The organism is Pseudomonas sp. TH41 (assembly GCF_016650695.1).
Taxonomy (GTDB): Bacteria; Pseudomonadota; Gammaproteobacteria; order Pseudomonadales; family Pseudomonadaceae; genus Aquipseudomonas.
Map to the genome: position 1 here is coordinate 48,846 of NZ_JAEKFH010000004.1, position 23,380 is coordinate 72,225.

The window sequence follows — 23,380 nt, forward strand, 5'->3', positions numbered from 1 at the left end:
AATAAAGCTTGTCTGCACTGCCTCTATTAACGATAAACTCCTGAAAATCGAACGGCCCGCCTTACCTTGGTTAATTAAAGGGATGAAACGGACCGCTCCCATGCACGGCGTCAGGAGATCACGATGGGTCAGGAAGAAAATATTGCACCGCACGATGAAGGGGTTTCCACACCGGCCGGCCTGTTCGACCACCTCAATCATCTGCAGCAACTCAATACCCGCAACGTCCTCGACGCCGTGCAAAAGCGCCAGGCAAAAACCTTCGCGCCGTTAAGCCTTGGGCAACTCAAACAGCCAATGTCTGCTGACTGGCAGGAATACTTCACTGATCTGGGGCAACGCAGTGTGCTGTTCTGGGACACCCTGCGTCAGCGCGGCGACAACACGCTGGCCCACGAGCAGGCCGGGTATCCCCTGCTACTGAAGTTCAATCATGAGCGGCTGGTCGCCGGTGAAGACCTGTCCCGCCCGGTCAATTACTCGCTGTTGCAGATCCTCGCGGGGCCCAGGCAACAGATCGATGCCAAAAAACAGCCCGTGATCATCATCGACCCCCGCGGCGGCCACGGCTCGGGGATCGGGGGCTTCAAGCAGGATTCGGTCATCGGCGAAAGCCTGCGAGCCGGCCACCCCACCTACTTCATTTCGTTCAGTCACTCGCCACGCCCTGGGCAAACCCTGGCGGACATCGTTGACGCCCAGGCCCGATTCATTGAGGTCGTCAGCGAGCGGCATCCCGACAGCGCCAAACCGGTGGTGATCGGCAATTGCCAGGCGGGCTGGGCGTTGATGGGGTTGGCGGCCACCCGGCCAGAACTGCCGGGGTTGATCATCGTCAACGGTGCGCCGTTGTCGTACTGGGCCGGCGTCAATGGCCGCAATCCGATGCGCTACACCGGTGGTTTGCTGGGCGGTGGCTGGATGGCGCGCCTGGGTAGCGACCTGGGCAATAACCGATTCGACGGCACCTGGCTGGTCAGCAATTTCGAAAGCCTGGACCCGGCCAACGCCTGGTGGGGCAAGTACTACCACCTGTTCAGTGAAGTGGACAGCGAGGCTGCGCGGTTTCTCGATTTCGAGCGCTGGTGGGGCAGCCCGACCCTACTCAATGGCGAAGAGATCGAGATGATTGTCGACGACTTGTTCATCGGCAATCAGCTGTCCGGCGGACTCGGGCGCAAAAGCAGCGGGCTTGACCTCAAGCTGATTGAAGTCCCGGTGGTGGTGTTCTGCTCGTATGGCGACAACATCACCTCGCCGCAACAAGCGCTGGACTGGATCACCGACGTGTACCCCAGTGATCTCGCCTTGCAAAGTGCCGGACGCACCATCGTTTACTTGCGGCATGCCACCATCGGCCATTTGGGTATCTTCGTTTCCGGCGAAGTGGCCCGACGCGAACACCGCGAATTGCTGGGTGCGGTCGACGCGATCAATGCGCTACCGGCCGGGCTGTATGAAATGCTCATCGATGATTTGCCAGCGACGTCGGGCAGCATCGATTCGCAATATGGCGTGCGTTTCGAACCTCGGCGAATTGCCGATATCCATGGTGACGCCAAGCCGCCTCGTGATGACGATCGCGAATTCGCGCTGGTCGAACGCGCCTCCGCGATCAACAACAGCCTTTACGACGGTTTCATACGTCCATGGCTGCGCCAGTTGATCAACGAAACCAGCGCCGAACTTTTGCGCAAGGCGCACCCCTTCCATCAACAGCAAGTGATGTGGAGTAGCTTGAACCCTGCGATATGGTGGTTGGCAGGAAGCGCCGCGCAAGTGAGCAAGGATCGTCATCCTGCCAGCCCTGATAACCCGTTGCTGGCCTGGCAGGAGCTGTTTTCCAACCAGGTGCAGGACGCCTTGAACGGCTACCGGGATTTGCGTGATGCCACTCAGGAAATGTGTTTCTACGGCGTGTATGGCGCGCTCAATAGCCTCGCCGGCAACCCGCCAGGGCGAAATCTTCAGGCACATGCCGAGCAGCACGACAAGGCGTTGATCGAGCGTCTGCACGACAACCCGCTACCGCCAGTGCTGACAGCCAATGCCGCTGAAAACCAGTCCCGGAGCGAGTTGCACCCGCTGCTCGACGTTGCGCTACCCGATTCCAACCTGACTCAACCGCCCGCTGAAGTGGAGGCTATTGAAGAGGACCTTCCGGCGCCAACCCCCGAACCGCTGGCCAAGGTTGCAAGCCCGGTGCACAAATCCGCCAAACACAAGAAGGGTGCAAAGAAGCCGCTCTGACTCGCTGACGAGAACCGCGTCAGACCGGCGCGGCCTCCTCGATTTCAAACGATTCATCGGCCCGGTACTGACCGGGTGTCATGCCAAACCAGCGGCTGCAGGCTTTGTTGAAACTGCTGTGGTCATGAAAACCAAGGAGATACGCCACATGCTTCATGTTGAAGTGAGAATGGCGCAGGTAGAAGTCGGCCAATTGCCGGCGCACCGCGTTCTGCACGTCCTTGAATTGCGTTCCTTCCTTTTCCAGGGCGCGCTGCAACGTTCGCTTGCTGATGTTCAACGACGCGGCAATCGACTCCATGTCGCATTGCCCCTGCCCCTGACTCAAGCGCTCGGTTATCAGCGCGCGAATCCGGCCGACAATGCAGAAACCAAACAGCAGATCCAATTGCGCCTCGGCAAAACTGTCATGCATGACCGCCAACGCTTCGTTGGCCATGCTCAACGGATGCAGCAGCTCCTGCTCGTCAAACAAAATGCTGTCATAAGCCGCGTCGAAATGCAGCGCACAGCCAAACAACCGTCGATGCTCGGAGGTGTCTTCAGGTTCGGGATAGGTGAATCCGACGCTCAAGGGTTGCGGTGAGTTGCCTCCCGCCAACTTACGGCAGAAGCCCAGCAATGAAGCCAGCCCTGCATCGGTGTACTGGCGAGGTTTGACCGAACCTTTTTGATGATGATCGAGCCCGGACAACCGGTAATTCTGCTGTTCCGATGTAAAGAAAAGGCTGAAGCCAGTGCCAATCAACGGACTGAAACGGACCAGGCGTTCAAGGGCTTTTTTCAGATTCAGGCTGGACATCATGGTGTAGCCGACAATCTGAAAACTGCCGGGGTGGAAACTTCCATAAGCCTTCAAGCCGATGTCCGGATCGCCCGAGGCCTGAGCGGCCAGATCCCATAGCCGATAGATCGCCCTTCGCTCGCAAAACGCTTCTGGTTTGTTCGCGAGATCAATGCCTAGTCCAGCCTCCCGACACAGACTGGCAACATCCAGTCCTTGAGCCGAGAGCGTATTTACCAGCACGCTGGCACAGCCTGAACTCATTCTATACATGGCGTCCTCAATGACCTGTGGAACCGAACATCCTGTCCGGAGCCATGACTGATCTACGTTACAGCAAATAGTAACCGGAGGTTTAATTTGAAGAATTGACCTGAGTATAGGTACTCACGCTTTTTTGCCAGGCCTGCACACCACTCGTCCCCCTGTAGCAGCTGCCGAGCAGCGCGAGGCTGCGTTCGAGGACGAAGTCCTCGCAAATCCTGCGTCCGCGGCTTGTCTGAAAAACCGCGGTGCCTGGTTTTACGACGGCTTCGCCGCCGAACGCAGCCTCGCAGGCTCGACAGCTGCTACAAGAACGTTTCGAGGCGACGACAAAAGTATCGAACAGTTCTATTTCATTCCGTGCATGGCGCCGTTGGACACCAGACAGTCACCTCTCAACACTTCCGCACACCCCGCCAATACCGAACAATCCTCCCATCTTGCAGCGCAATACAAAAAAAGGAAGGAAGTGTATGAAGTCGCTTAGTCGTATTGCGTTGGTAACGGGTGGTATGGGTGGGATTGGCACTGCGATAAGCCAACGCCTGTACAAGGAAGGATTCAAAGTCATCGTGGGCTGCAGCTCTGATTCCGCCCGCAAGAACGACTGGATTGCCGCGCAGCTGGCGGCGGGTTATCAGTTCGAATGCATCTACGGCGACATCACCGATTGGGAATCGACCCGCAAAGCTTTCGAGATGGCACGTGAACAATTCGGCCCGATCGATGTACTGGTCAACAATGCCGGCATCACTCGCGATGCCTCCTTCCGCAAACTCACCCCAGAAGACTGGAACGCGGTAATCGGCACCAACCTGACCGGCCTGTTCAACACCACCAAACAGGTGATTGAAGGCATGTTGGCCAAGGGCTGGGGACGGGTCATCAACATCTCCTCGATCAACGGTCAGCGCGGCCAGTTCGGCCAGACTAACTACAGCGCCGCCAAAGCCGGAATCCATGGCTTCACCATGGCCCTGGCCCGGGAAGTGTCCGGCAAGGGCGTGACCGTCAATACCGTATCCCCTGGCTACATCCAGACCAGCATGACCGCGGCCATCCGCCCGGACATTCTCGACACCATGATCGCGGCCACGCCGGTCGGGCGCCTCGGCCAACCCGAAGAAATCGCCTCCATCGTGGCGTGGTTGGCGTCCGATGAATCGGGCTACAGCACCGGCGCCGACTTCTCGGTCAACGGCGGCATGAACATGCAATAGGCCTGTCGGGGCATGGACGCCCCGCTCCTGTTCGACACAAATTTGATGAGGTCATGCATGAACGAAGTCGTAATCGTTGCCGCTACGCGTACTGCCATTGGCAGTTTTCAGGGTGCCTTGTCGGCGATTCCCGCTACCGAACTGGGGGCTGCGGTGATTCGCAGCCTGCTGGAACAGACCGGTATCGAACCGAGCCAGATCGATGAAGTGATCCTCGGCCAGGTACTAACCGCAGGGTCGGGACAAAACCCGGCACGCCAGACCGCGATCAAGGCCGGCTTGCCCTATACCACCCCTGCCCTGACCCTGAACAAGGTCTGCGGCTCCGGCCTCAAGGCTGTGCAGCTCGCGGTCCAGGCGATCCGTTGCGGCGATGCCGAACTGGTGATTGCCGGCGGTCAGGAAAACATGAGCCTGGCCCCTTACGTACTGCCGAAGGCACGCACTGGCCTGCGTCTGGGTCATGCGCAACTGCAAGACAGCGTGATTCAGGATGGTTTGTGGGACGCCTTCAACGACTACCACATGGGCATTACCGCTGAGAATCTCGCCCACCAGTACAGCATCAGTCGTGAAGAACAAGACGCCTTCGCCGCCACCTCGCAACAGAAAGCCGCAGCGGCCATCGAAGCGGGTTACTTCAAGCGTGAAATCACCCCGATCCTGATTCCTCAGCGCAAGGGCGATCCGCTGGTCTTCGACACCGACGAACAACCTCGCCCGGACAGCACGCTCCAGGCACTCGGTAACCTCAAACCTGCCTTCCAGAAAAACGGCAGCGTGACCGCTGGCAACTCGTCGACCCTCAACGATGGCGCCGCCGTGCTGTTACTGGCCAGCGAAGCCAAGGCCCTGGCACTTGGCTTGCCCATACTGGCGCGCATCAAGGCTTATGCCAGCGCGGGGGTGGACCCGTCGATCATGGGCATCGGCCCGGTGCCGGCCACCCGCCTGGTCCTGACGAAAGCCGGCTGGAGCCTGGACGACCTCGACCTGATCGAAGCCAACGAAGCCTTCGCCGCGCAGTCACTGGCGGTCGGCAAGGAACTGGGCTGGGACACCAGCAAGGTCAACGTCAACGGTGGCGCGATTGCCCTGGGTCATCCGATCGGCGCATCGGGCGCTCGGATTCTGGTGTCGCTGTTGCACGAGCTGATTCGTCGCGACGGCAAGAAAGGCCTGGCCACGTTGTGCATCGGTGGCGGCCAGGGTGTGAGCCTGGTCATCGAACGATAGAAGAAACACAGGACTGCTTGCTTGACTGCTGACGCGGCGCCGAAGTCCGGCGCCGCGGTTTTTTTCTGCCCGGTTTACTGATGTGGGCAAGGAGTTCCATGGACAACAACGCGCATACTTTCAATACCTTCTGGTCAGGCCAGGTCCCGTTCATTGCCTCCTTTGCAGTGCAACAATTACGTCTATGGGTCAGCACCAATCCGTGGTTCACGGGGCAGGAATACAACGACTGGTTCGATTTGCCGCGCGGCACCCTCGACAGCCTTCAGTCGGACTATCAGCTGCAATGGGGCGAACTTGGCCAGCGCCTGCTGAGCGGTCAGCCCTTCACCTTTGAAGATCGACGTTTCGCCAGTGGAAACTGGAGCGCACCGATGTTCGGCTCCCTCGCGGCGTTTTACCTGCTCAATGCCGGTTTTTTGCTGAAACTGCTGGACACGCTGCCCATCAAAGAAAAAAAACCGCGCCAGCGTCTGCTGTATCTGGTTGAACAGGCCATTGCTGCCGGTGCACCGAGCAACTTCCTGGCCAGCAACCCTGATGCACTGCAGCGCGTGGTCGATACCCAAGGCGGCAGCCTGCTCACCGGCCTGTTGCACCTGGCCAGCGACCTGCAGGAAGGCAAGATGCGCCAGTGCGACGCCGGCGCCTTCGAAGTAGGGGTCGACCTGGCCAACACCCCCGGCGAAGTGGTGTTCGAGAACGAACTGTTCCAGCTGATTCAGTACTACCCGCAAAGCGAAACCCAGTACCGGCGCCCGGTGTTTATCGTTCCGCCGTCTATCAACAAGTACTACATCCTCGACCTGCGCCCGGACAACTCGATGGTTCGCCATCTGCTGCTGCAAGGACACCCGGTGTTCCTGATGTCGTGGCGCAACTTCGATCAGGAACACGCCAATACCACCTGGGATAACCTGATCGAAACCGGCATCATCAAAGGCTTGCAGGTGACCCGCGAGATCAGCGGTGAGCAACGGCCCAACTGCGTGGGTTTCTGCATCGGCGGCACGCTGTTGAGCTCGGCGCTGGCCGTGCTGGCAGCCCGTGGCGACAAAGACATCGCCAGCGTGAGCCTGCTTACCACCTTCCTCGACTACGTCGATACCGGCCCCATCGACATCTTTGTCGACGAACAACTGGTGGCCTACCGCGAGCGCACCATCGGCGGCCTGAATGGCCCCATCGGTCTGTTCAAGGGCGAAGACATGGGCAACACTTTCTCGCTGCTGCGCCCCAACGACTTGTGGTGGAACTACAACGTCGACAAATACCTCAAGGGCCAGAAACCGACCGCCCTCGACCTGCTGTTCTGGAACAACGACAGCACCAACCTTCCGGGGCCGATGTACTGCTGGTATTTGCGCCACACCTATTTGCAGAACGACCTGAAATCCGGTGAGCTGGATTGCTGCGGGGTAAAACTGAACCTGCGCGCCATCGACGCCCCCGCCTACATCCTCGCCACCCATGACGATCACATCGTGCCCTGGAGAAGCGCTTACGCCAGCACCGAGCTGCTCGCCGGCACCAAACGCTTCGTGCTCGGGGCTTCGGGCCATATCGCCGGAGTGATCAACCCACCGGCCAGGGAAAAACGTCACTACTGGACCAACAACCGAATCACCAACAACCCTGAAACCTGGTTCAAGAATGCCCAGCAACACCCCGGCAGCTGGTGGAACGACTGGTTCCTCTGGCTGGCCGAACACGCCGGCGAACGCCAGCCCTCGGTACTGCACACCGGAAACACCCAGTACCCGGCACTGGAGTCAGCACCTGGGCGTTATGTCATGCAATGACCATCAGCCCCTGCGCAACGCCTGCGTTTGGCTGCAGGAAAAGGGGCAGGCAGATCAAAGTCTAAAGCGACATCAAGATCAAAAGATCGCAGCCTTCGGCAGCTCCTACAGAGCGTACGCATTCCCCTGTAGGAGCTGCCGAAGGCAGCGATCTTTTGATTTTGACGCACCGTCCCCTCGAGAGGCTTCGTTCTGCCTTCACAACGTAAATGACAGGAACTAACCGTTTATTTGACATTTTTTTCACATTTCAAACTTTACATTCGCCGCGCCTCAAACATGCAAATGATTCGTATTGATCTACACTGATCGACGACCTTCTTCCGTCGAGTCTATGTGCACGATTCTAAAAAAAACCTGGAGCTGTCAGCGCATGAATTCCCCTCTGCCTTCTTTCCTGAAAAAAGCACTGCTGGTCACCGCCCTGTTGAGCGCGGGTCACGTGTATGCCGAAGATACCGACGGCATCGTGGTCTACAACGCCCAACACGAAAGCCTGACCAAAGCCTGGATCGACGGCTTTACCAAGGAAACCGGCATCAAAGTCACCGCACGCAACGGCGATGACACCGAGATGGGCAATCAGATCGTGCAGGAAGGCGCCGCCTCGCCGGCAGACGTGTTCCTCACCGAAAACTCCCCGGCGATGGTGCTGGTCGACAACGCGGGCCTGTTTGCACCGGTGGCGCCGACCACCCTGGAACAGGTGGGCGCGGCCTACCGTCCGGCACATGGCAAATGGGTAGGCATCGCGGCGCGCTCCACGGTGTTCGTCTACAACCCGAGCAAACTGCCAGAAGCCGAACTGCCCAAGTCGCTGATGGACCTCGCCTCCCCGAGCTGGAAAGGTCGTTGGGGTGTTTCACCTGCAGGGGCCGACTTCCAGGCCATTGTCGCCGCCGTGCTCGAACTCAAGGGTGAAGCCGCCACCCTCGAGTGGTTGAAAGCGATGAAAACCAACTCCACTGCCTACCGGGGCAACAGCGCGGTGCTCAAAGCGGTGAATGCCGGTCAGATCGACAGTGGCGTGATCTATCACTATTACCACTTCGGCGACCAGGCCAAGACCGGCGAAAACAGCAACAACACCGCGCTGTACTACTTTAAGCACAAAGACCCGGGGGCGTTCGTCAGCGTGTCGGGCGGCGGCGTCCTGGCGTCCAGCAAACACAAGGAACAAGCGCAGGCGTTCCTCAAGTGGATTACCGGCAAAGACGGCCAGGCAGTCCTCAAGAACGGCAAATCGTTTGAATACGCCGTGGGTAAGAACGCTGAATCCAACCCAAAACTGGTGCCCTTGCAGCAGCTCGACGCGCCAACTGTCGATGCTTCAAAACTCGACAGCAAAAAAGCCGTGGAACTGATGACTCAGGCGGGACTGCTTTAATTGATGCCTGAAACCCTGCCAGCGGGTGTCGCCGAGGCGATACCCGCGAATTTGCGACGACGGTCCCGCGGTCTCTTTGCGGGCCGCGGTGGCGCGTGGGTGACCGGTTTGTCGGTGCTGGTGTCACTCCTGGCGCTGCTGCCGATTGCGTTCGTGATCGGCGTGTCCTTCCAGACAGGCTGGGCAACCCTTGTGGCGCTGGTGTGGCGGCCACGGGTTGGCGAGTTGCTGACCAACACTGTATTGCTGGTGGTAATCACCATTCCCTTGTGCGTCACGCTCGGCGTGGCGTTGGCGTGGCTGACAGAACGCACCAACCTGCCAGGGCGGCGCTGGTGGTCGTTGCTGGCGACCGCGCCGCTGGCGGTCCCCGCTTTCGTTCACAGCTATGCCTGGGTCAGCCTGGTACCACCGATTAATGGGTTGTTTGCCGGGGTTCTGGTCTCGGTCATCGCCTACTTCCCGTTTCTTTACCTGCCGGTTGCTGCGACGTTGCGCCGGCTTGATCCGGCGATCGAAGATGTCGGTGAGTCACTGGGGCTCAAGCCCTGGGCAGTGTTTTTTCGCGTTGTGTTGCCGCAATTGAGACTGGCGATCTGCGGCGGCGCGCTGTTGGTGGGTCTGCACCTGCTGGCTGAATATGGCCTGTACGCGATGATTCGATTCGACACGTTCACCACGGCGATTTTCGATCAGTTCAAATCCACTTTCAACGGGCCCGCCGCCAACATGCTGGCCGGGGTTCTGGCGCTGTGTTGCCTGGCAATGCTCACGGTTGAATCGGCGGCTCGCGGCAATGCGCGTTATGCCCGGGTGGGGTCAGGAAGTGCACGCGAACAGCGAGTCGTGCGCCTGAGTAGCGCGGCCACCACGCTTGCGCTGATCTTGCAGATCGTGACCTGCGCACTGGCGCTCGGCGTGCCATTGATCACCCTGGGCAAATGGCTGATCGCGGGCGGATCGCAAGTCTGGGAGTCGACCGAGTTGCTGCCGGCACTAGAGCAGACGTTGCTGTTCGGGGCCTCAGGTGCGCTGCTGACCACTTGTGCGGCGATCCCGATTGCCTGGTTGTCGATTCGCTCCCCGGGGCGGTTGCAACGGCTGTTGGAAAGCTGCAACTACATCACCAGCTCGCTGCCCGGGATTGTCGTTGCCCTGGCCTTGGTGACGTTTACGATCCATTTCGCCCGGCCGATCTACCAGACCACGATCACGGTGTTGCTCGCGTATCTGCTGATGTTTTTGCCCCGTGCCCTGGTGAGCCTGCGTGCGGGTATCGCACAGGCCCCGGTGGAACTGGAGAATATGGCCCGTAGCCTCGGTCGTTCGCCGGCTCGGGCCCTGTGGCTGATCACCCTGCGCCTGGCCGCGCCTGGGGCTGCAGCCGGTGCTGCGCTGGTGTTCCTGGCGATTACCAATGAACTGACCGCCACGCTGCTGCTCGCCCCCAACGGCACGCGGACCCTGGCAACCGGGTTTTGGGCGATGACCAGCGAAATCGATTACGCCGCGGCGGCGCCTTATGCCTTGCTGATGGTTTTGCTGTCGCTTCCGTTGACCGGGCTCCTTTATCACCAATCCAAACGTACGGCTGGCCGATGAACGCTCTTGAACTGCACTCGATCTATAAGACCTACGGTTCACATCGAGCCCTGGAAAACATCAGCCTGTCTGTGCCCACCGGCAGCCGGACCGTCATCGTCGGCCCTTCAGGTTCCGGCAAGACCACCTTGCTGCGGATGATCGCCGGCTTTGAATTTCCCGATTCCGGCCGCCTGTCGCTCAATGGCCAGACGCTCGTCGACGGCACGCATGAGGTGCCGGCGCATCAACGATTGATTGGCTATGTTCCGCAGGACGGTGCTCTTTTCCCGCACATGACCGTGGCCGCCAACATCGGTTTCGGGCTGTCGACCAAGGGGCTCGAAAAAAAGGAGCGCATCGCCGAGTTGATGGACAGTGTGGCCCTGGATTCGAACATGGCTGATCGCTGGCCCCACGAACTCTCGGGCGGTCAGCAGCAACGTGTGGCGCTGGCGCGGGCCCTGGCCCAACAGCCGCGCTTGATGTTACTGGACGAGCCGTTTTCCGCACTCGATACGGGGTTGCGCGCCGCCATGCGAAAATTGGTCGCACGGCTGCTGGCCGACGCAGGCGTCACCACCATCCTGGTCACCCATGACCAGAGCGAAGCGTTGTCGTTCGCCGATCAGCTGGCCGTGATGCGCCAGGGGCGATTGGTGCAGTCTGGTCATCCGCTGGATCTCTACCGGTATCCCGACGACGAACAAACCGCACTTTTTCTCGGCGAAGCCGTGGTGATGCCCGCCAGAATCGAAGCCGGCTGGGCACATTGCGATCTGGGACGGATACCGGTCAACAACCACCGGAATAACCATTCGGCGCAAATCATGTTGCGACCCGAGCAACTCCAGGTCAGCAACCTGGTGACTGGCATGGCGCATCCGCCAGGCTGTAAAGGCGTGGTGACGGACCGCGATTTCGGTGGCAACACCTGCACCTTGACCGTGGAGCTGGAACCTCAGTTCGCCGAAGACCCGCCAGGCCGGTCGTTACTGGTGCGCAGTTCCGGCCTGCACGCTCCGCCTGCGGGGAGCACGGTTCACGTTTCGACGATTGGCCATGCCCACGTCCTGAGCGAACCTTGAATCCCGTCCGTCAAAGATCGAAGCGATCAACCGCTCGACGCCGCTCGTTGTCATCGCGCACATCGTAGTTGGCCGTCGTCTGGATATTGCTGTGATGGGCGAGTTTTTGCGCGATCGATAAATCGTGCTCTTCAATCACTCGGGTAATGAACGAGCGCCTAAAATCATGCGGCATGATTTTCACCCCGACCTGCGCGCCTCGCTGCCGGGCAATGTAATAGATCGCATGTTTGGTGATGCGCTCGCGAGTGATGTGACTGCCGCGACGGATCCGGTTGAACAGGAACGGATCATCGTCCTGCCCTTCCCCCAATTGTGAACGGCGCAGCTCCAGCCAGGCATCCAGCTTGGCAAAAGCCCAGGCGGGTGCGTACTTGATCAACTGTTTGTTGCCCTTGGCGGTCACCCGCAAGCTGCGCTCGGTGAAATCGACCTGATTGAGGTCCAGGTTCACCGATTCTGATTTACGCATTCCAGAGCCGTACAAAATGCCGATGATCGCCGCGTCCCGCAGGCCTTGTGGCCGAGGATCGGCGTCGCAGACTGCCATCAATTCCTGGATCAGCGTGCGCTTGAGATTGCGCCCCTGGGACAACCGCGTGCCGGCAATGCCCTTCACTGAGCGCATTTTCAGCAAGTGCTCCTGACTGATCAGGCTCATGCGCCACGCTTCATTGGTGACCCCGCGCAGCGCATTGACGTACAACGATGACGTGTTCGGCGCGTAGCCGTCCTCGCGCAAAGTCGCCACCAGCGCCACAACATTTTCAGGCTGAAGTTCGTGCCAGGGTATTTCCTCGACGTTCATGTCTTCGAAACCCAGGCGGTCGGCGGCATCCTGCAAAACGTAGCGCATGGTCAGCTGGCTGGAGGGAGCGAGTCGCGCCAGATACAGGGTCAGCGGATTGGTTTTGGCAGCACTTGAATCAGCAACAGGTAGGTCAATCAAACGAAACGGCCTTGAGTGAAAACAGTTTATTAAAACAACTAATAAGAATGGAAACATCCTGTATATAAAACGGAGTACTTCCGTAGGACTTTTCTACTAAGGGACGTGATGAGCGGTAGAAGTCTGAACGTTCGCTTAATAGTCCGCTGATAAACGATTCCCCGACCGGTTTTTCATGTTCCTTTCACAAATTCTGGCCTAATCTCAACGGATTACGTATGACCCCTTGCCAGGTTCCAACCTGCCGCTCATAGCAGAAAAAGTCAACTGATGCGCATTCTCACGAGATTTAAGTAACTGATTGATACAGCTACTATTTAGCGTTTATGCTTATACTGGATCCATATTTATAGCCTTCAAGGCTATTCAAATTTACGCCCCGAGGTGCCCATGAGTCAGGCGTTTCTCCCCTTCTCCAGACCCAGTATCGGCGATGAAGAAATTGCCGCCGTAGAGCAAGTATTACGCTCGGGCTGGATCACGACCGGGCCGAAAAACCAGGAGCTCGAAGAACGATTCGCCAACTACGTTGGGTGCAAGCACGCCGTGGCACTTTCTTCGGCTACCGGTGGCATGCATATCACTCTATTGGCATTGGGCATCGGTCCCGGCGACGAAGTGATCACACCGTCCCAGACGTGGGTATCCACGGCCAACATGATCAGTCTTCTGGGCGCGACGCCCGTGTTCGTCGACGTCGACCGCCACACCCTGATGAGTGACCTCTCAAGCATCGAGGCCGCCATCACGCCTCGCACCCGAGCGATCATTCCGGTGCATTACGCCGGCGCGGCGTTTGATCTCGATCCGCTCTACGCGCTGGCCGATAAACACGGCATCCCGGTCATCGAAGATGCCGCCCACGCGGCGGGCACCTTCTACAAAGGTCGCCACGTCGGCGCCAAGGGCACGGCGATCTTCTCGTTCCATGCGATCAAGAACATGACCTGCGCCGAAGGCGCGATGTTCGTCAGCGACAATGAAGCGCTGGCCAGTCGTGTGCGCATGCTCAAGTTTCATGGTCTCGGTGTCGACGCCTACGACCGCCTGACCCACGGCCGCAAGCCTCAGGCCCAGGTCATGGAACCCGGTTTCAAATACAACCTGGCGGATATTAATGCTGCCATCGCCCTGGTACAGCTGGAGCGCCTGGACGAGATCAACGCCAAGCGCACGGAACTGGCCCAAACCTACTTGCAGCGGCTGGAAGGCCTGCCTGTACAACCGTTGGCGGTGCCTGCCTACCCGCAACAGCATGCCTGGCACCTGTTCATCCTGCGTATCGACGCCGAGCGCTGCGGGCTCGACCGCGAAGCGTTCATGAAGGCCTTGCAGGAACAGAACATCGGCACCGGCATTCACTTTATCGCCACGCACCTGCACACTTACTACCGCCAGCGTTACCCCGACGTTTACCTGCCAAACACCGAATGGAACTCGGCGCGATTGTGTTCGATCCCGTTGTTCCCCGACATGACCGTCGATGACGTCGATCGTGTCGTCGGCGCCATTGAAAACACACTGGACAGAAACCTGTGAAACCTTATCCCATCCGCTGCGTGTCGATCGTCATCCCGGTCTACAACGAGCAAGACAGCCTGCCCGAATTGCTGCGGCGCACCGAAGCGGCGTGTCAGCAGCTGCACCATGAATATGAAATCGTATTGGTGGATGACGGCAGCCGCGACGACTCGGCACAAATCCTCGAGGACGCCGCCAATCGTGAAGGCAGTTCGGTGGTGGCGGTCATTCTCAATCGCAACTACGGCCAGCACGCCGCAATCATGGCCGGATTCGAACAGTGCAAGGGCGATGTCGTCATCACCCTCGACGCGGACCTGCAAAACCCTCCCGAAGAAATTCCGCGGTTGGTGGCTCAGGCCGAACTCGGCTATGACGTCGTTGCCACAGTGCGTAACAACCGCCAGGACTCTGCCCTGCGTCGCTGGCCGTCGAAGCTGATCAACCTGGCCGTGCAGCGTTCAACCGGTGTCGCCATGAGCGACTACGGCTGCATGTTGCGCGCTTACCGGCGAACCATCGTCGACGCCATGCTCGCCTGCCGCGAACGCAGCACCTTTATCCCGATCCTGGCCAACAGCTTCGCCCGGCACACCACGGAAATCCTGGTGATGCACGCCGAGCGCGAACACGGTGAATCGAAGTACAGCCCGATGCGCCTGGTCAACCTGATGTTTGACCTGGTGACCTGCATGACCACCACGCCCCTGCGGCTGTTGAGCATCGTCGGCTTCGCCATGGCCGCACTCGGCGTTCTTTTCGCCATCGCGCTGGTTGTCCTGCGCCTGGTCTTTGGCGCCGGTTGGGCCGGTGGCGGTACGTTCGTGTTGTTCGCCGTGCTGTTCGTCTTCACCGGCGGGCAATTCATTGGCATGGGCTTGCTGGGCGAGTACCTGGGTCGCATGTACAGCGACGTCCGCGCCCGCCCCCGGTTCTTTATCGAAAAGGTCTTGCGTAGCGAACCCGCTGCGCCTGCACCCGTTGTCACTGTTGACGGTCTTACTTCCACTTCTTCAGATCAGGTTCTCTCATGAGCGCAAAAGCTGTTGTCTTCGCCTACCACGATATCGGCTGTGCCGGCATCGAAGCCCTGCTCAGCTCCGGCTATGACATCGCGGCGGTGTTTACCCACGCCGATGATCCGAAGGAAAACGCCTTCTATGGCTCCGTTGCACAACTGTGCGCCCGCAACGGCATCCCGGTGCATGCCCCGGAAGATGCCAACCACCCGCTGTGGATCGAGCGCATCAGCAAGCTCAACCCGGATTTCCTGTTCTCGTTCTACTACCGCAACCTGTTGAGTGAACCGCTGCTGGCCACGGCCAGTAAAGGCGCGTTCAACCTGCACGGTTCCTTGCTGCCACGCTACCGTGGCCGTGCACCGGCCAATTGGGTGCTGGTCAACGGCGAAACCGAAACCGGCGTGACCCTGCACCGCATGGTCAAACGTGCCGACGCCGGCGCAATCATTGCCCAGCAACGGGTGGCCATTGAACGCAGTGACACGGCGCTGACCCTGCATGGCAAATTGCGTATGGCCGCTGCCGAACTGTTGCGTGACACCTTGCCAGCGTTGCTTTCGGGCAAAGTCAGCGAAACCGCACAGGACGAATCGAAAGCCACGGTGTTTGGTCGCCGTACGCCCGCCGACGGCAAACTGCTGTGGCAAAAACCGGCCGAAGAACTGTTCAACCTGGTCCGCGCCGTGACCCAACCGTACCCGGGCGCTTTCTGTGCCGTGGGCGAACACAAGTTGATTGTCTGGAGCGCCGAAGTCGCCAAGGGCAATGAAGGCCAGGCACCTGGCCGGGTCATCAGCGTCGACCCGCTGCGTATTGCCTGCGGCGAAGACTCTCTGGTGATCAACGCCGGGCAGCGCAACGAGAACGGCTTGTACCTGAGCGGCCCGCAACTGGCCAATGAGCTGGGCCTGGTGGACGGCTCCGTGTTGCGTGGCGCCGAGTCCGGTCGTGCCCCACGTCGCACCCGCGTGTTGATCCTGGGTGTCAACGGCTTCATCGGCAATCACTTGTCCGAGCGCCTGCTGCGTGACGACCGATACGAAGTGTATGGCCTCGACATCGGCTCGGACGCCATCGAACGCCTGCGCAGCCATCCGAATTTCCACTTCGTGGAAGGCGACATCAGCATCCACTCCGAGTGGATCGAATACCACATCAAGAAATGCGACGTGGTCCTGCCGCTGGTAGCGATTGCCACGCCTATCGAATACACACGCAACCCGTTGCGCGTATTCGAACTGGACTTCGAAGAGAACCTGAAACTGGTTCGTTACTGCGTCAAATACAACAAGCGCGTGATCTTCCCTTCGACCTCGGAAGTCTATGGCATGTGCCAGGACGGCAACTTCGATGAAGACACCTCCAACCTCGTTGTCGGTCCGATCAACAAGCAGCGCTGGATCTACTCGGTCTCCAAGCAATTGCTCGACCGGGTCATCTGGGCCTACGGCCAGAAAGGCCTGAACTTCACGCTGTTCCGTCCCTTCAACTGGATGGGCCCGCGCCTGGACCGTCTCGACTCGGCGCGCATCGGCAGTTCCCGGGCCATTACCCAGCTGATCCTGAACCTGGTGGAAGGCACGCCGATTCGCTTGTTCGATGGTGGTGAACAAAAACGCTGCTTCACCGACATTGCCGACGGCGTAGAAGCCCTGGCGCGGATCATCGACAACGACAACGACGTCTGCAACGGTCAAATCATCAACATCGGCAACCCGGACAACGAAGCCAGCATTCGTCAGTTGGGCGAAGAGCTGCTGCGCCAGTTTGAAGCTCACCCGTTGCGCGGCAACTTCCCGCCGTTCGCCGGTTTCCGCGACGTGGAAAGCAAGGCGTTCTACGGCACTGGCTATCAGGATGTGTCCCATCGCAAACCAAGCATCGCCAATGCCAAGCGCCTGCTGGACTGGGCACCGACGGTGGAGATGACCGAGACCATCGGCAACACACTGGATTTCTTCCTGCGTGAAGCCATGCTCGAAATCGCGGACAAGCGCTGATGCAGGCAGGGCTTCGGATCGATGTCGACACTTACCGAGGCACCCGTGAGGGGGTGCCTCGGCTGCTGGAAATTCTTGATGAAGCTCAGGTCAAGGCGACGTTTTTTTTCAGCGTCGGGCCGGACAACATGGGGCGCCATTTGTGGCGCCTTATCCGTCCGCAATTTCTCTGGAAAATGCTCCGTTCCAACGCTGCCGGCCTGTACGGCTGGGACATCTTGCTGGCCGGCACCGCGTGGCCGGGCAAACCGATTGGCCGCGACCTCGGGCACTTGATGCGTCAGGCCCAGGCAGCCGGGCATGAAATCGGTCTGCACGCCTGGGATCACCATGCCTGGCAGGCCAATGCCGGGCGCTGGAGCGACGCGCAACTGGTCGAACAGATCCGTCAAGGCGTAGACGAACTCAGCGACATCCTCGGGCAGCGCGTCGAGTGCTCGGCCTCCGCCGGTTGGCGGGCGGACGAGCGTGTGATCGAAGCCAAGCAAGGTTTCAACTTTCGCTACAACAGCGACTGTCGCGGCCACAGCCTGTTCCAGCCGACACTGGCCGGTGGAGGCCTGGGCGCGCCACAGATTCCGGTGGACCTGCCGACTTTCGACGAAGTCGTCGGTCCGATGGTGGCGGCCAAGGACTTCAACGCGTACATTCTCGACCGCTTCACCCCTGAACAACTCAACGTCTATACGATCCATGCCGAAGTAGAAGGGATTCTGATGGCCAACGATTTTCGCCAACTGCTGTCCGACGCGCGCCAGCGAGGCATCTGTTTTCAACCTTTGGGCAATTTGCTGCCCGAGGCCCCGGGCACCCTGCCAGTCGGCAAAGTGGTGCGCGGCACACTCGCAGGTCGCGAAGGCTGGCTGGGAGTGCAAGGCGCATGACCAAACGCTGGGCATTGCCGTTATTACTGGCTCTTTGCGCTGTGGCCTATCTGCTGCCACTGGGCACCCATGGTTTATGGATCCCCGACGAAACCCGCTACGCCCAGATCAGCCAGGACATGCTCCTGAGCGGCAACTGGGTGTCGCCACATTTTATGAGCCTGCGTTACTTTGAAAAGCCGGTGGCCGGTTACTGGATGATCGCCATCGGCCAGGCGCTGTTTGGCGACAACCTGTTCGGCGTGCGCATCGCTTCAGCCTTCAGCACCGGGCTCAGCGTGATGCTGTGCTACCTGATCGCCCGCAAGCTGTGGAACGAGCCGCGTAAAAGCTTCGCCTGTGCGCTGCTGTACATGAGTTTCACGGTGATCGCAGGCCAGGCCGGTTATGCCAACCTCGATCCGCAGTTCACCTTTTGGGTCAATCTGAGCTTTGTCGGTTTGTGGTTTGCGCTGGACAGCGTCAACCGTGGCCAGCGCCTGGCTGGCTGGGCCGTGCTGGGGCTGGCCTGCGGCATGGGGTTCATGACCAAGGGGTTTCTCGCGTGGCTGTTGCCAGTGCTGATCGCCCTGCCCTGGATGCTCTGGCAAAAACGCTGGCGTGAACTGCTGATCTACGGCCCTGTGGCGATTGTCGTGGCCATTGCGGTGAGTCTGCCGTGGGTGTTGTCAGTGCACGCTCAAGAGCCCGATTACTGGCGATTCTTCTTCTGGCACGAACACATTCGACGCTTCGCCGGGGACGACGCGCAGCACGACGCGCCGTGGTGGTTCTACTTCCCGTTGCTGGTGGCATTCAGTCTGCCGTGGGCCGCATTGCTGCCATCGGCGCTCAAACAAGCATGGGAAACGCGACGCCAGGCCCGCATCGGATTTCTGTTGCTGTGGCTATTGATGCCGCTGTTTTTTTTCAGCCTGAGCAACGGAAAACTGCCGACCTACATCATGCCGTGCCTGCTGCCGCTGGCGTTGTTGCTGGGCCATGCACTGGCAGACCGTTTGAAACTCGAGCAAGGCCGGGTGCTGGGCATCAATGGCTTGCTGAATCTGACCCTGGGCCTGATAACCCTGCTGGCGCTGGTCTACCTGCAACTGAAAAAGCCGCTGTACAACCATGAGCTGCATAACCTGGTGCTGGTGTTCATCGGCCTGACCGGCTGGATCATGGCCAACGTGCTGCAAGCGTTCAGACCCTTGCAATGTTGGGCGGCACCGGCAATCGGCAGCCTGCTGCTGATCGGCTTGTTGCCAGCGGGGTTGCCCGAATCGGTGGTTGCCAACAAAATGCCCGATCAATTCATTCTTGAGCATGTCTCGGAACTCGAGCAGACCAGTCAGTTGCTGAGCAATGACCTGGGCGCCGCTTCGGCGCTGGCCTGGCGCCTGAAACGCCCGGACGTGGCGTTGTACAACACGATAGGCGAACTGAAGTATGGCCTTGACTATCCTGACGGCGCACAGCAACGGGTTGATCCGGATCAGGTTCAGGCGTGGATGCGCGAGGCCCGCCAGAAAGGCTCGGTCGGTGTGGTCATGCGCGTCAAGGGTGACGACGAATTACACGAAGTCGACCGACTGCCAAAGGATGGCAAACGCTATGAACAAGGCAACATCGTGATCCTGATCTTCCCGAAGGAGGCGAATTGAGCCTCCTGTTGCTCCTGGCCGCGTGCCTGCTGACCTGCCTGGGCCAGATTGCCCAGAAGTACGCCGTGGAAAGTTGGCGCGGCCAAACCACCGGCTGGGGCGAAAAACTGCGCTCACCGTGGCTCTGGCTGGCGCTCGCGGCGCTGGGGTTGGGGCTGCTGGTCTGGTTGCTGGTGTTACAGCGCCTTGAAGTCGGCGTTGCCTACCCGATGCTGAGCCTGAATTTTGTGCTCATCACCCTGGTCGCCCGTTTTGTGTTCCATGAAACCATCGACCGTCGCCACTGGCTCGGTGTGGCCCTGGTGATTGGTGGTGTGGTTCTGCTGGGGCAACACACATGAACCTTCGTCGCGGAATCACCTTCGCGCTGGGCAGCGTGCTACTGGTCAGCACTGCGCAATTAGGCATGCGCTGGAGCATGAGTCGCCTGCCCGCCCCGGAACAATTGTTGAGTTCCAATATCGATTTGTACGCCGTCGGCGTCGTCCTGGCTGCGATCTTCGCTTATGCCCTGTCGATGCTTTGCTGGCTGGTTGCCCTGCGGGATGTGCCGCTGGGCCGGGCTTATTCGCTACTGAGCATCAGCTACGCGCTGGTGTACCTGTTGGCCGCCAGCCTGCCCCTGTTCCACGAAAATTTCAGTCTTTCAAAAAGCCTGGGAGTGGCCCTGGTCATCCTGGGCGTTATCACCATTAACTCTCGACCTGCTCGTGCGCCCGAATTTAGGAGTGCCCCATGAAAATTAGTGTATTTGGTAGTGGTTATGTTGGCCTGGTGCAAGCCGCCGTGCTGGCTGAAGTTGGCCATGATGTGGTCTGCATGGACATCGACGAGAAGAAAGTCGAGTTGCTTAAGCAAGGCCACGTGAGCATTTTCGAACCGGGGCTGTCCAGCCTGGTGCGCGAAGGTCTGGATCACAAGCGGTTGCAGTTCACCTCGGACGAGAAATTTGCCGTGCAGCACGGCCAGGTGCTGTTCATTGCAGTCGGCACACCCTCACGGGACGACGGCTCAGCAGACTTGCGCTATGTGCTTTCAGTAGGCGAAGCGGTCGCGCGTCATCGTGAACAACCAGCGATTCTGGTGGAAAAATCCACGGTTCCCGTGGGCACCGGCGATACCTTGCGTGCGCATATCGACCAATGCCTGGACAAAGCCGGCCGGTCGCTGCAGTTCGATATCGTATCCAATCCGGAGTTTTTGAAAGAAGGCTCGGCCGTGAACGATTGCCGCCGTCCAGACCGAATCATCATCGGCTGCGAAAGCGATGCTGTGCGTGATGTGATGCGTGATCTCTATGCACCGTTCAACCGTAACCACGACCGTGTCATGTTCATGGACTTGCGCAGCGCCGAGCTGACCAAGTACGCGGCCAACTGCATGCTGGCGACCAAGATCAGCTTCATCAACCAGATCGCCGAACTGGCCGAACACTTGGGCGCCGACATCGAATCGGTACGTCTGGGCATCGGTGCCGACTCACGCATCGGCTACCACTTCATCTATCCCGGCTGCGGTTATGGCGGTTCGTGCTTCCCCAAGGACATGCGCGCCTTGATTCACAGCGCTGAAGAAGCCCATTGCTCAAACGACCTGCTCAAAGCGGTTGAAGCCATCAATGAACGGCAAAAAAACAAACTGTTTGACCGCATCAATGCGTTCTACAAGGGCGAATTGCAGGGCAAGACCTTCGCCGTGTGGGGCCTGGCGTTCAAACCCAACACCGACGACATGCGCGATGCACCGAGCCGGGTGCTGCTGGAGTCTCTGTGGGCGGCCGGCGCCAACGTTCGCGCGTTCGACCCGGAAGCGATGCAGGAAACCCAGAAGCTGTATCCAGACGAATCGAAACTGATGCTCATGGGCACGCCGGAATCGGTGTTGACCGATGCCGATGCGCTGATCATCTGTACCGAATGGCAGCAGTTCAAAGCGCCGGACTTCGACTTGATCCAGCAGCGCCTCATTGCACCGGTGATCTTCGACGGACGCAACCTCTACGACGCCGATCGCCTGGCACGCAACGGGTTCACGTATTTCCCGATGGGACGCGGTGAGTCACGCAAATTGCCGATTCCACATCAACAGTGGCCGGTGACTCCAGCCGTCACTCAATTGTGATGTCCATACCGGTTCGCCAGCAGTCGCTAATCATCGGGCTGCTGGCGCTGGTGCTGTTCAGCGCAGGGGTTTATCAGCAAGCGCCGATCGGTTTCGATTCGCGGTTTGTGCTGTTCGCCCAAGAGATGCTGCGCCATGGGCCGACGGTGTTCCCGACCACCTATGGCCAGCCTTACGCTGATTACTCGGCGGTCTCGACGCTGTTTATCTGGTTGCTGTCCCTGCCCTTCGGGCAGGTCAACAGCTTGAGTGCCTGGTTTCCGAGCGCCATCGCCGGGGCGGTGATCGTCACGTTGATGTACCGGTTGTTGGCGCCCTACTCCCAACGATGGGCGCTGCTGAGCATCGCCCTGCTGCTGCTGACCAACACCTTTGTCACCGAAACCCGTGCCGTGTCCCAGGACCTGATACTCGCGTCGGTGGCGTTTTCGGTGTTCTACCTGGGTTATGCCGCCGATCATTTTGCCTCGCCTCGGCGCTGGCTGCTGATCTTTGCCCTGTTGCTGCTGGGTTTCGGGGTGCGGGGGCCGATCGGTTTGGTGGTTCCGACCGGCATCCTGTGCAGTTACTACTTGCTCAATCGTCAATGGCAGTCGCTGTTCGGTTTCGGCCTGACGGCGGCTGTGCTGCTCGCGGTGTGCGTCGGCGTTCTGTTATGGCTGGCCGAAGCCAGTGGCGGCCCGGCCTTTATGCAAGACGTGGTGCGCATGCAGTTTATGGGACGCATGAACGGCAGTGAGGGCGTCAGTGGTTCGCTGTATTACTTCACCAGTTCGATGGGTAACTATGCGCTGGCGTACCCGTTGGCGCTGTTGGCATTGGCGGCAGTGTGGCTGGTCAAACCGCGTCAGGCCGGACCGGAGCTGCGGCTGTTGCAATATTGCGCAGCAGCCGGACTGATCGTGATGGTCGGGTTGTCGATTCCCCAGGCGAAAAAAGCCCGTTACCTGCTGCCGATGCTGCCCATGGCGGCGATTATTGCGGCGTATCCGTTTTACGTCGCACAGGGTCGGGTATTCGGTTGGTTGCGGGGATTGATGCAAGGGGTGTGGCTGTTGATTCCAGCGCTGCTGATTGGCGCGGTACTCTTCGCCCACCGACGGTTTCCCGAGCAGCTGACAATGCTCATGCCTGTATTGATGGTGCTCGGCCTGCTGCAAGTCGTCGCGCTGGCAGCGCTTTTCAGGCCTCGCTGGCGGGCGCAAACGCTAGCGTTTTGCGCGGCCCTCGGGTTGTGGTCGGTTTATATCCTGGTGTTCGAACCGGTCGAACGGCAGCTCTATGACAGCCAAACCTTCAGCCGTGACGCGCTCGCGCTTGTACAGAAAGATCCCGCGCCACTGGTGTTGCATGCAATGGGCAAAGACGCCAAGGCCATCAAGTTTATGGTCAATACCGAGCAAGACCTGCAGCCGGTGTTCACGGAATCGATTCAGGAACTGGAAAGTCTGGCGGGACCTGCCTGGTTGATGATGGATCTGAAAGATTACAACGCACTGCAAGGCACTGTTGTGGGTGCGTTACCGCCCGTGTTGAGTGGGCGTTTTGATAAGAATGATTTCGTCTTGCTGCATCTCCCACGCTCTCTGTAGGAGCGAGCTTGCTCGCGAAGAACTGAAGAGCAA

At 59.3% G+C, this 23,380-nt stretch carries 18 protein-coding genes; 16 read left to right on the forward strand and 2 right to left on the reverse strand.

Annotation, left to right across the window (positions count from 1 at the left end; all coding sequences use genetic code 11):
* Positions 1-123 precede the first annotated feature (123 nt).
* A complete protein-coding gene (locus JFU37_RS17045; RefSeq protein WP_201116598.1) occupies positions 124-2,250 on the forward strand; it encodes a DUF3141 domain-containing protein in 2,127 nt (708 codons plus the stop codon).
* 19 nt (positions 2,251-2,269) lie between these two features.
* Here the strand turns inward: JFU37_RS17045 and JFU37_RS17050 are convergent, their stop codons facing one another.
* Positions 2,270-3,307 (reverse strand): AraC family transcriptional regulator ligand-binding domain-containing protein, encoded by a 1,038-nt coding sequence (locus tag JFU37_RS17050; protein ID WP_201116599.1) that lies wholly within the window; start codon positions 3,305-3,307, stop codon positions 2,270-2,272.
* 464 nt (positions 3,308-3,771) lie between these two features.
* Between JFU37_RS17050 and phbB the strand changes: the two genes are divergently transcribed.
* The 6 genes from phbB (at position 3,772) to JFU37_RS17080 (ending at position 11,612) form a co-directional block, all read left to right on the forward strand.
* A complete protein-coding gene (phbB, locus tag JFU37_RS17055; protein WP_201116600.1) occupies positions 3,772-4,518 on the forward strand; it encodes an acetoacetyl-CoA reductase in 747 nt (248 codons plus the stop codon).
* A 57-nt stretch (positions 4,519-4,575) separates the two neighbouring features.
* Entirely contained in the window at positions 4,576-5,754 is a 1,179-nt protein-coding gene (locus JFU37_RS17060) for an acetyl-CoA C-acetyltransferase (RefSeq protein ID WP_201116601.1), read from the forward strand.
* Between the two features lie 98 nt (positions 5,755-5,852).
* On the forward strand, positions 5,853-7,556 hold the full coding sequence (phaC, locus tag JFU37_RS17065) for a class I poly(R)-hydroxyalkanoic acid synthase (protein ID WP_201116603.1): 1,704 nt from the start codon (positions 5,853-5,855) through the stop codon (positions 7,554-7,556).
* A 373-nt stretch (positions 7,557-7,929) separates the two neighbouring features.
* Complete coding sequence (locus JFU37_RS17070; protein WP_201116605.1) at positions 7,930-8,943, forward strand: iron ABC transporter substrate-binding protein; 1,014 nt, start codon at positions 7,930-7,932, stop codon at positions 8,941-8,943.
* Between the two features lie 3 nt (positions 8,944-8,946).
* Positions 8,947-10,545, forward strand: a complete 1,599-nt coding sequence (locus JFU37_RS17075) for an ABC transporter permease (RefSeq protein WP_201116607.1) — start codon at positions 8,947-8,949, stop codon at positions 10,543-10,545.
* A complete protein-coding gene (locus JFU37_RS17080) occupies positions 10,542-11,612 on the forward strand; it encodes an ABC transporter ATP-binding protein (protein WP_201116609.1) in 1,071 nt (356 codons plus the stop codon). Before JFU37_RS17075 ends, JFU37_RS17080 begins: the two co-directional genes overlap by 4 nt.
* 10 nt (positions 11,613-11,622) lie before the next feature.
* Here JFU37_RS17080 and JFU37_RS17085 read toward each other — a convergent pair whose 3' ends face one another.
* Entirely contained in the window at positions 11,623-12,561 is a 939-nt protein-coding gene (locus tag JFU37_RS17085) for a site-specific integrase (RefSeq protein ID WP_201116611.1), read from the reverse strand.
* Between the two features lie 390 nt (positions 12,562-12,951).
* Here JFU37_RS17085 and arnB point away from each other — a divergent pair, with 390 nt between their 5' ends.
* The 9 genes from arnB to JFU37_RS17130 are packed head-to-tail and all read left to right on the forward strand — an operon-like array spanning position 12,952 to position 23,347.
* Positions 12,952-14,100 carry a UDP-4-amino-4-deoxy-L-arabinose aminotransferase gene (gene arnB, locus JFU37_RS17090; protein WP_201116614.1) on the forward strand — a complete coding sequence of 383 codons (1,149 nt, stop codon included), beginning with the start codon at positions 12,952-12,954 and terminating at the stop codon, positions 14,098-14,100.
* Entirely contained in the window at positions 14,097-15,116 is a 1,020-nt protein-coding gene (gene arnC, locus JFU37_RS17095) for an undecaprenyl-phosphate 4-deoxy-4-formamido-L-arabinose transferase (RefSeq protein WP_201116615.1), read from the forward strand. The genes arnB and arnC overlap by 4 nt, the downstream gene beginning before the upstream one ends.
* Complete coding sequence (gene arnA / locus JFU37_RS17100; RefSeq protein WP_201116616.1) at positions 15,113-17,104, forward strand: bifunctional UDP-4-amino-4-deoxy-L-arabinose formyltransferase/UDP-glucuronic acid oxidase ArnA; 1,992 nt, start codon at positions 15,113-15,115, stop codon at positions 17,102-17,104. Before arnC ends, arnA begins: the two co-directional genes overlap by 4 nt.
* Positions 17,104-17,988, forward strand: a complete 885-nt coding sequence (arnD, locus tag JFU37_RS17105) for a 4-deoxy-4-formamido-L-arabinose-phosphoundecaprenol deformylase (RefSeq protein WP_201116617.1) — start codon at positions 17,104-17,106, stop codon at positions 17,986-17,988. Before arnA ends, arnD begins: the two co-directional genes overlap by 1 nt.
* Complete coding sequence (gene arnT, locus JFU37_RS17110) at positions 17,985-19,634, forward strand: lipid IV(A) 4-amino-4-deoxy-L-arabinosyltransferase (RefSeq protein ID WP_201116618.1); 1,650 nt, start codon at positions 17,985-17,987, stop codon at positions 19,632-19,634. Before arnD ends, arnT begins: the two co-directional genes overlap by 4 nt.
* Positions 19,631-19,975: a 4-amino-4-deoxy-L-arabinose-phosphoundecaprenol flippase subunit ArnE gene (gene arnE / locus JFU37_RS17115; RefSeq protein ID WP_201116619.1), complete on the forward strand. Its 345-nt coding sequence runs from the start codon at positions 19,631-19,633 to the stop codon at positions 19,973-19,975. The genes arnT and arnE overlap by 4 nt, the downstream gene beginning before the upstream one ends.
* Positions 19,972-20,373 carry a 4-amino-4-deoxy-L-arabinose-phosphoundecaprenol flippase subunit ArnF gene (gene arnF, locus JFU37_RS17120; protein ID WP_201116620.1) on the forward strand — a complete coding sequence of 134 codons (402 nt, stop codon included), beginning with the start codon at positions 19,972-19,974 and terminating at the stop codon, positions 20,371-20,373. The genes arnE and arnF overlap by 4 nt, the downstream gene beginning before the upstream one ends.
* Positions 20,370-21,755 (forward strand): UDP-glucose dehydrogenase family protein, encoded by a 1,386-nt coding sequence (locus JFU37_RS17125; RefSeq protein WP_201116621.1) that lies wholly within the window; start codon positions 20,370-20,372, stop codon positions 21,753-21,755. The genes arnF and JFU37_RS17125 overlap by 4 nt, the downstream gene beginning before the upstream one ends.
* Complete coding sequence (locus JFU37_RS17130) at positions 21,755-23,347, forward strand: ArnT family glycosyltransferase (RefSeq protein WP_201116623.1); 1,593 nt, start codon at positions 21,755-21,757, stop codon at positions 23,345-23,347. Before JFU37_RS17125 ends, JFU37_RS17130 begins: the two co-directional genes overlap by 1 nt.
* Positions 23,348-23,380 lie beyond the last annotated feature (33 nt).

What these genes read in the sequence shown, in the direction of transcription:
- JFU37_RS17045 (WP_201116598.1), top strand. Translation starts at nt 124, where the DNA reads ATGGGTCAGGAAGAAAATATTGCACCGCACGATGAAGGGGTTTCCACA.
- JFU37_RS17050 (WP_201116599.1), bottom strand. Translation starts at nt 3,307, where the DNA reads ATGTATAGAATGAGTTCAGGCTGTGCCAGCGTGCTGGTAAATACGCTC.
- phbB (WP_201116600.1), top strand. Translation starts at nt 3,772, where the DNA reads ATGAAGTCGCTTAGTCGTATTGCGTTGGTAACGGGTGGTATGGGTGGG.
- JFU37_RS17060 (WP_201116601.1), top strand. Translation starts at nt 4,576, where the DNA reads ATGAACGAAGTCGTAATCGTTGCCGCTACGCGTACTGCCATTGGCAGT.
- phaC (WP_201116603.1), top strand. Translation starts at nt 5,853, where the DNA reads ATGGACAACAACGCGCATACTTTCAATACCTTCTGGTCAGGCCAGGTC.
- JFU37_RS17070 (WP_201116605.1), top strand. Translation starts at nt 7,930, where the DNA reads ATGAATTCCCCTCTGCCTTCTTTCCTGAAAAAAGCACTGCTGGTCACC.
- JFU37_RS17075 (WP_201116607.1), top strand. Translation starts at nt 8,947, where the DNA reads ATGCCTGAAACCCTGCCAGCGGGTGTCGCCGAGGCGATACCCGCGAAT.
- JFU37_RS17080 (WP_201116609.1), top strand. Translation starts at nt 10,542, where the DNA reads ATGAACGCTCTTGAACTGCACTCGATCTATAAGACCTACGGTTCACAT.
- arnB (WP_201116614.1), top strand. Translation starts at nt 12,952, where the DNA reads ATGAGTCAGGCGTTTCTCCCCTTCTCCAGACCCAGTATCGGCGATGAA.
- arnA (WP_201116616.1), top strand. Translation starts at nt 15,113, where the DNA reads ATGAGCGCAAAAGCTGTTGTCTTCGCCTACCACGATATCGGCTGTGCC.
- arnD (WP_201116617.1), top strand. Translation starts at nt 17,104, where the DNA reads ATGCAGGCAGGGCTTCGGATCGATGTCGACACTTACCGAGGCACCCGT.
- arnT (WP_201116618.1), top strand. Translation starts at nt 17,985, where the DNA reads ATGACCAAACGCTGGGCATTGCCGTTATTACTGGCTCTTTGCGCTGTG.
- arnF (WP_201116620.1), top strand. Translation starts at nt 19,972, where the DNA reads ATGAACCTTCGTCGCGGAATCACCTTCGCGCTGGGCAGCGTGCTACTG.
- JFU37_RS17125 (WP_201116621.1), top strand. Translation starts at nt 20,370, where the DNA reads ATGAAAATTAGTGTATTTGGTAGTGGTTATGTTGGCCTGGTGCAAGCC.
- JFU37_RS17130 (WP_201116623.1), top strand. Translation starts at nt 21,755, where the DNA reads ATGTCCATACCGGTTCGCCAGCAGTCGCTAATCATCGGGCTGCTGGCG.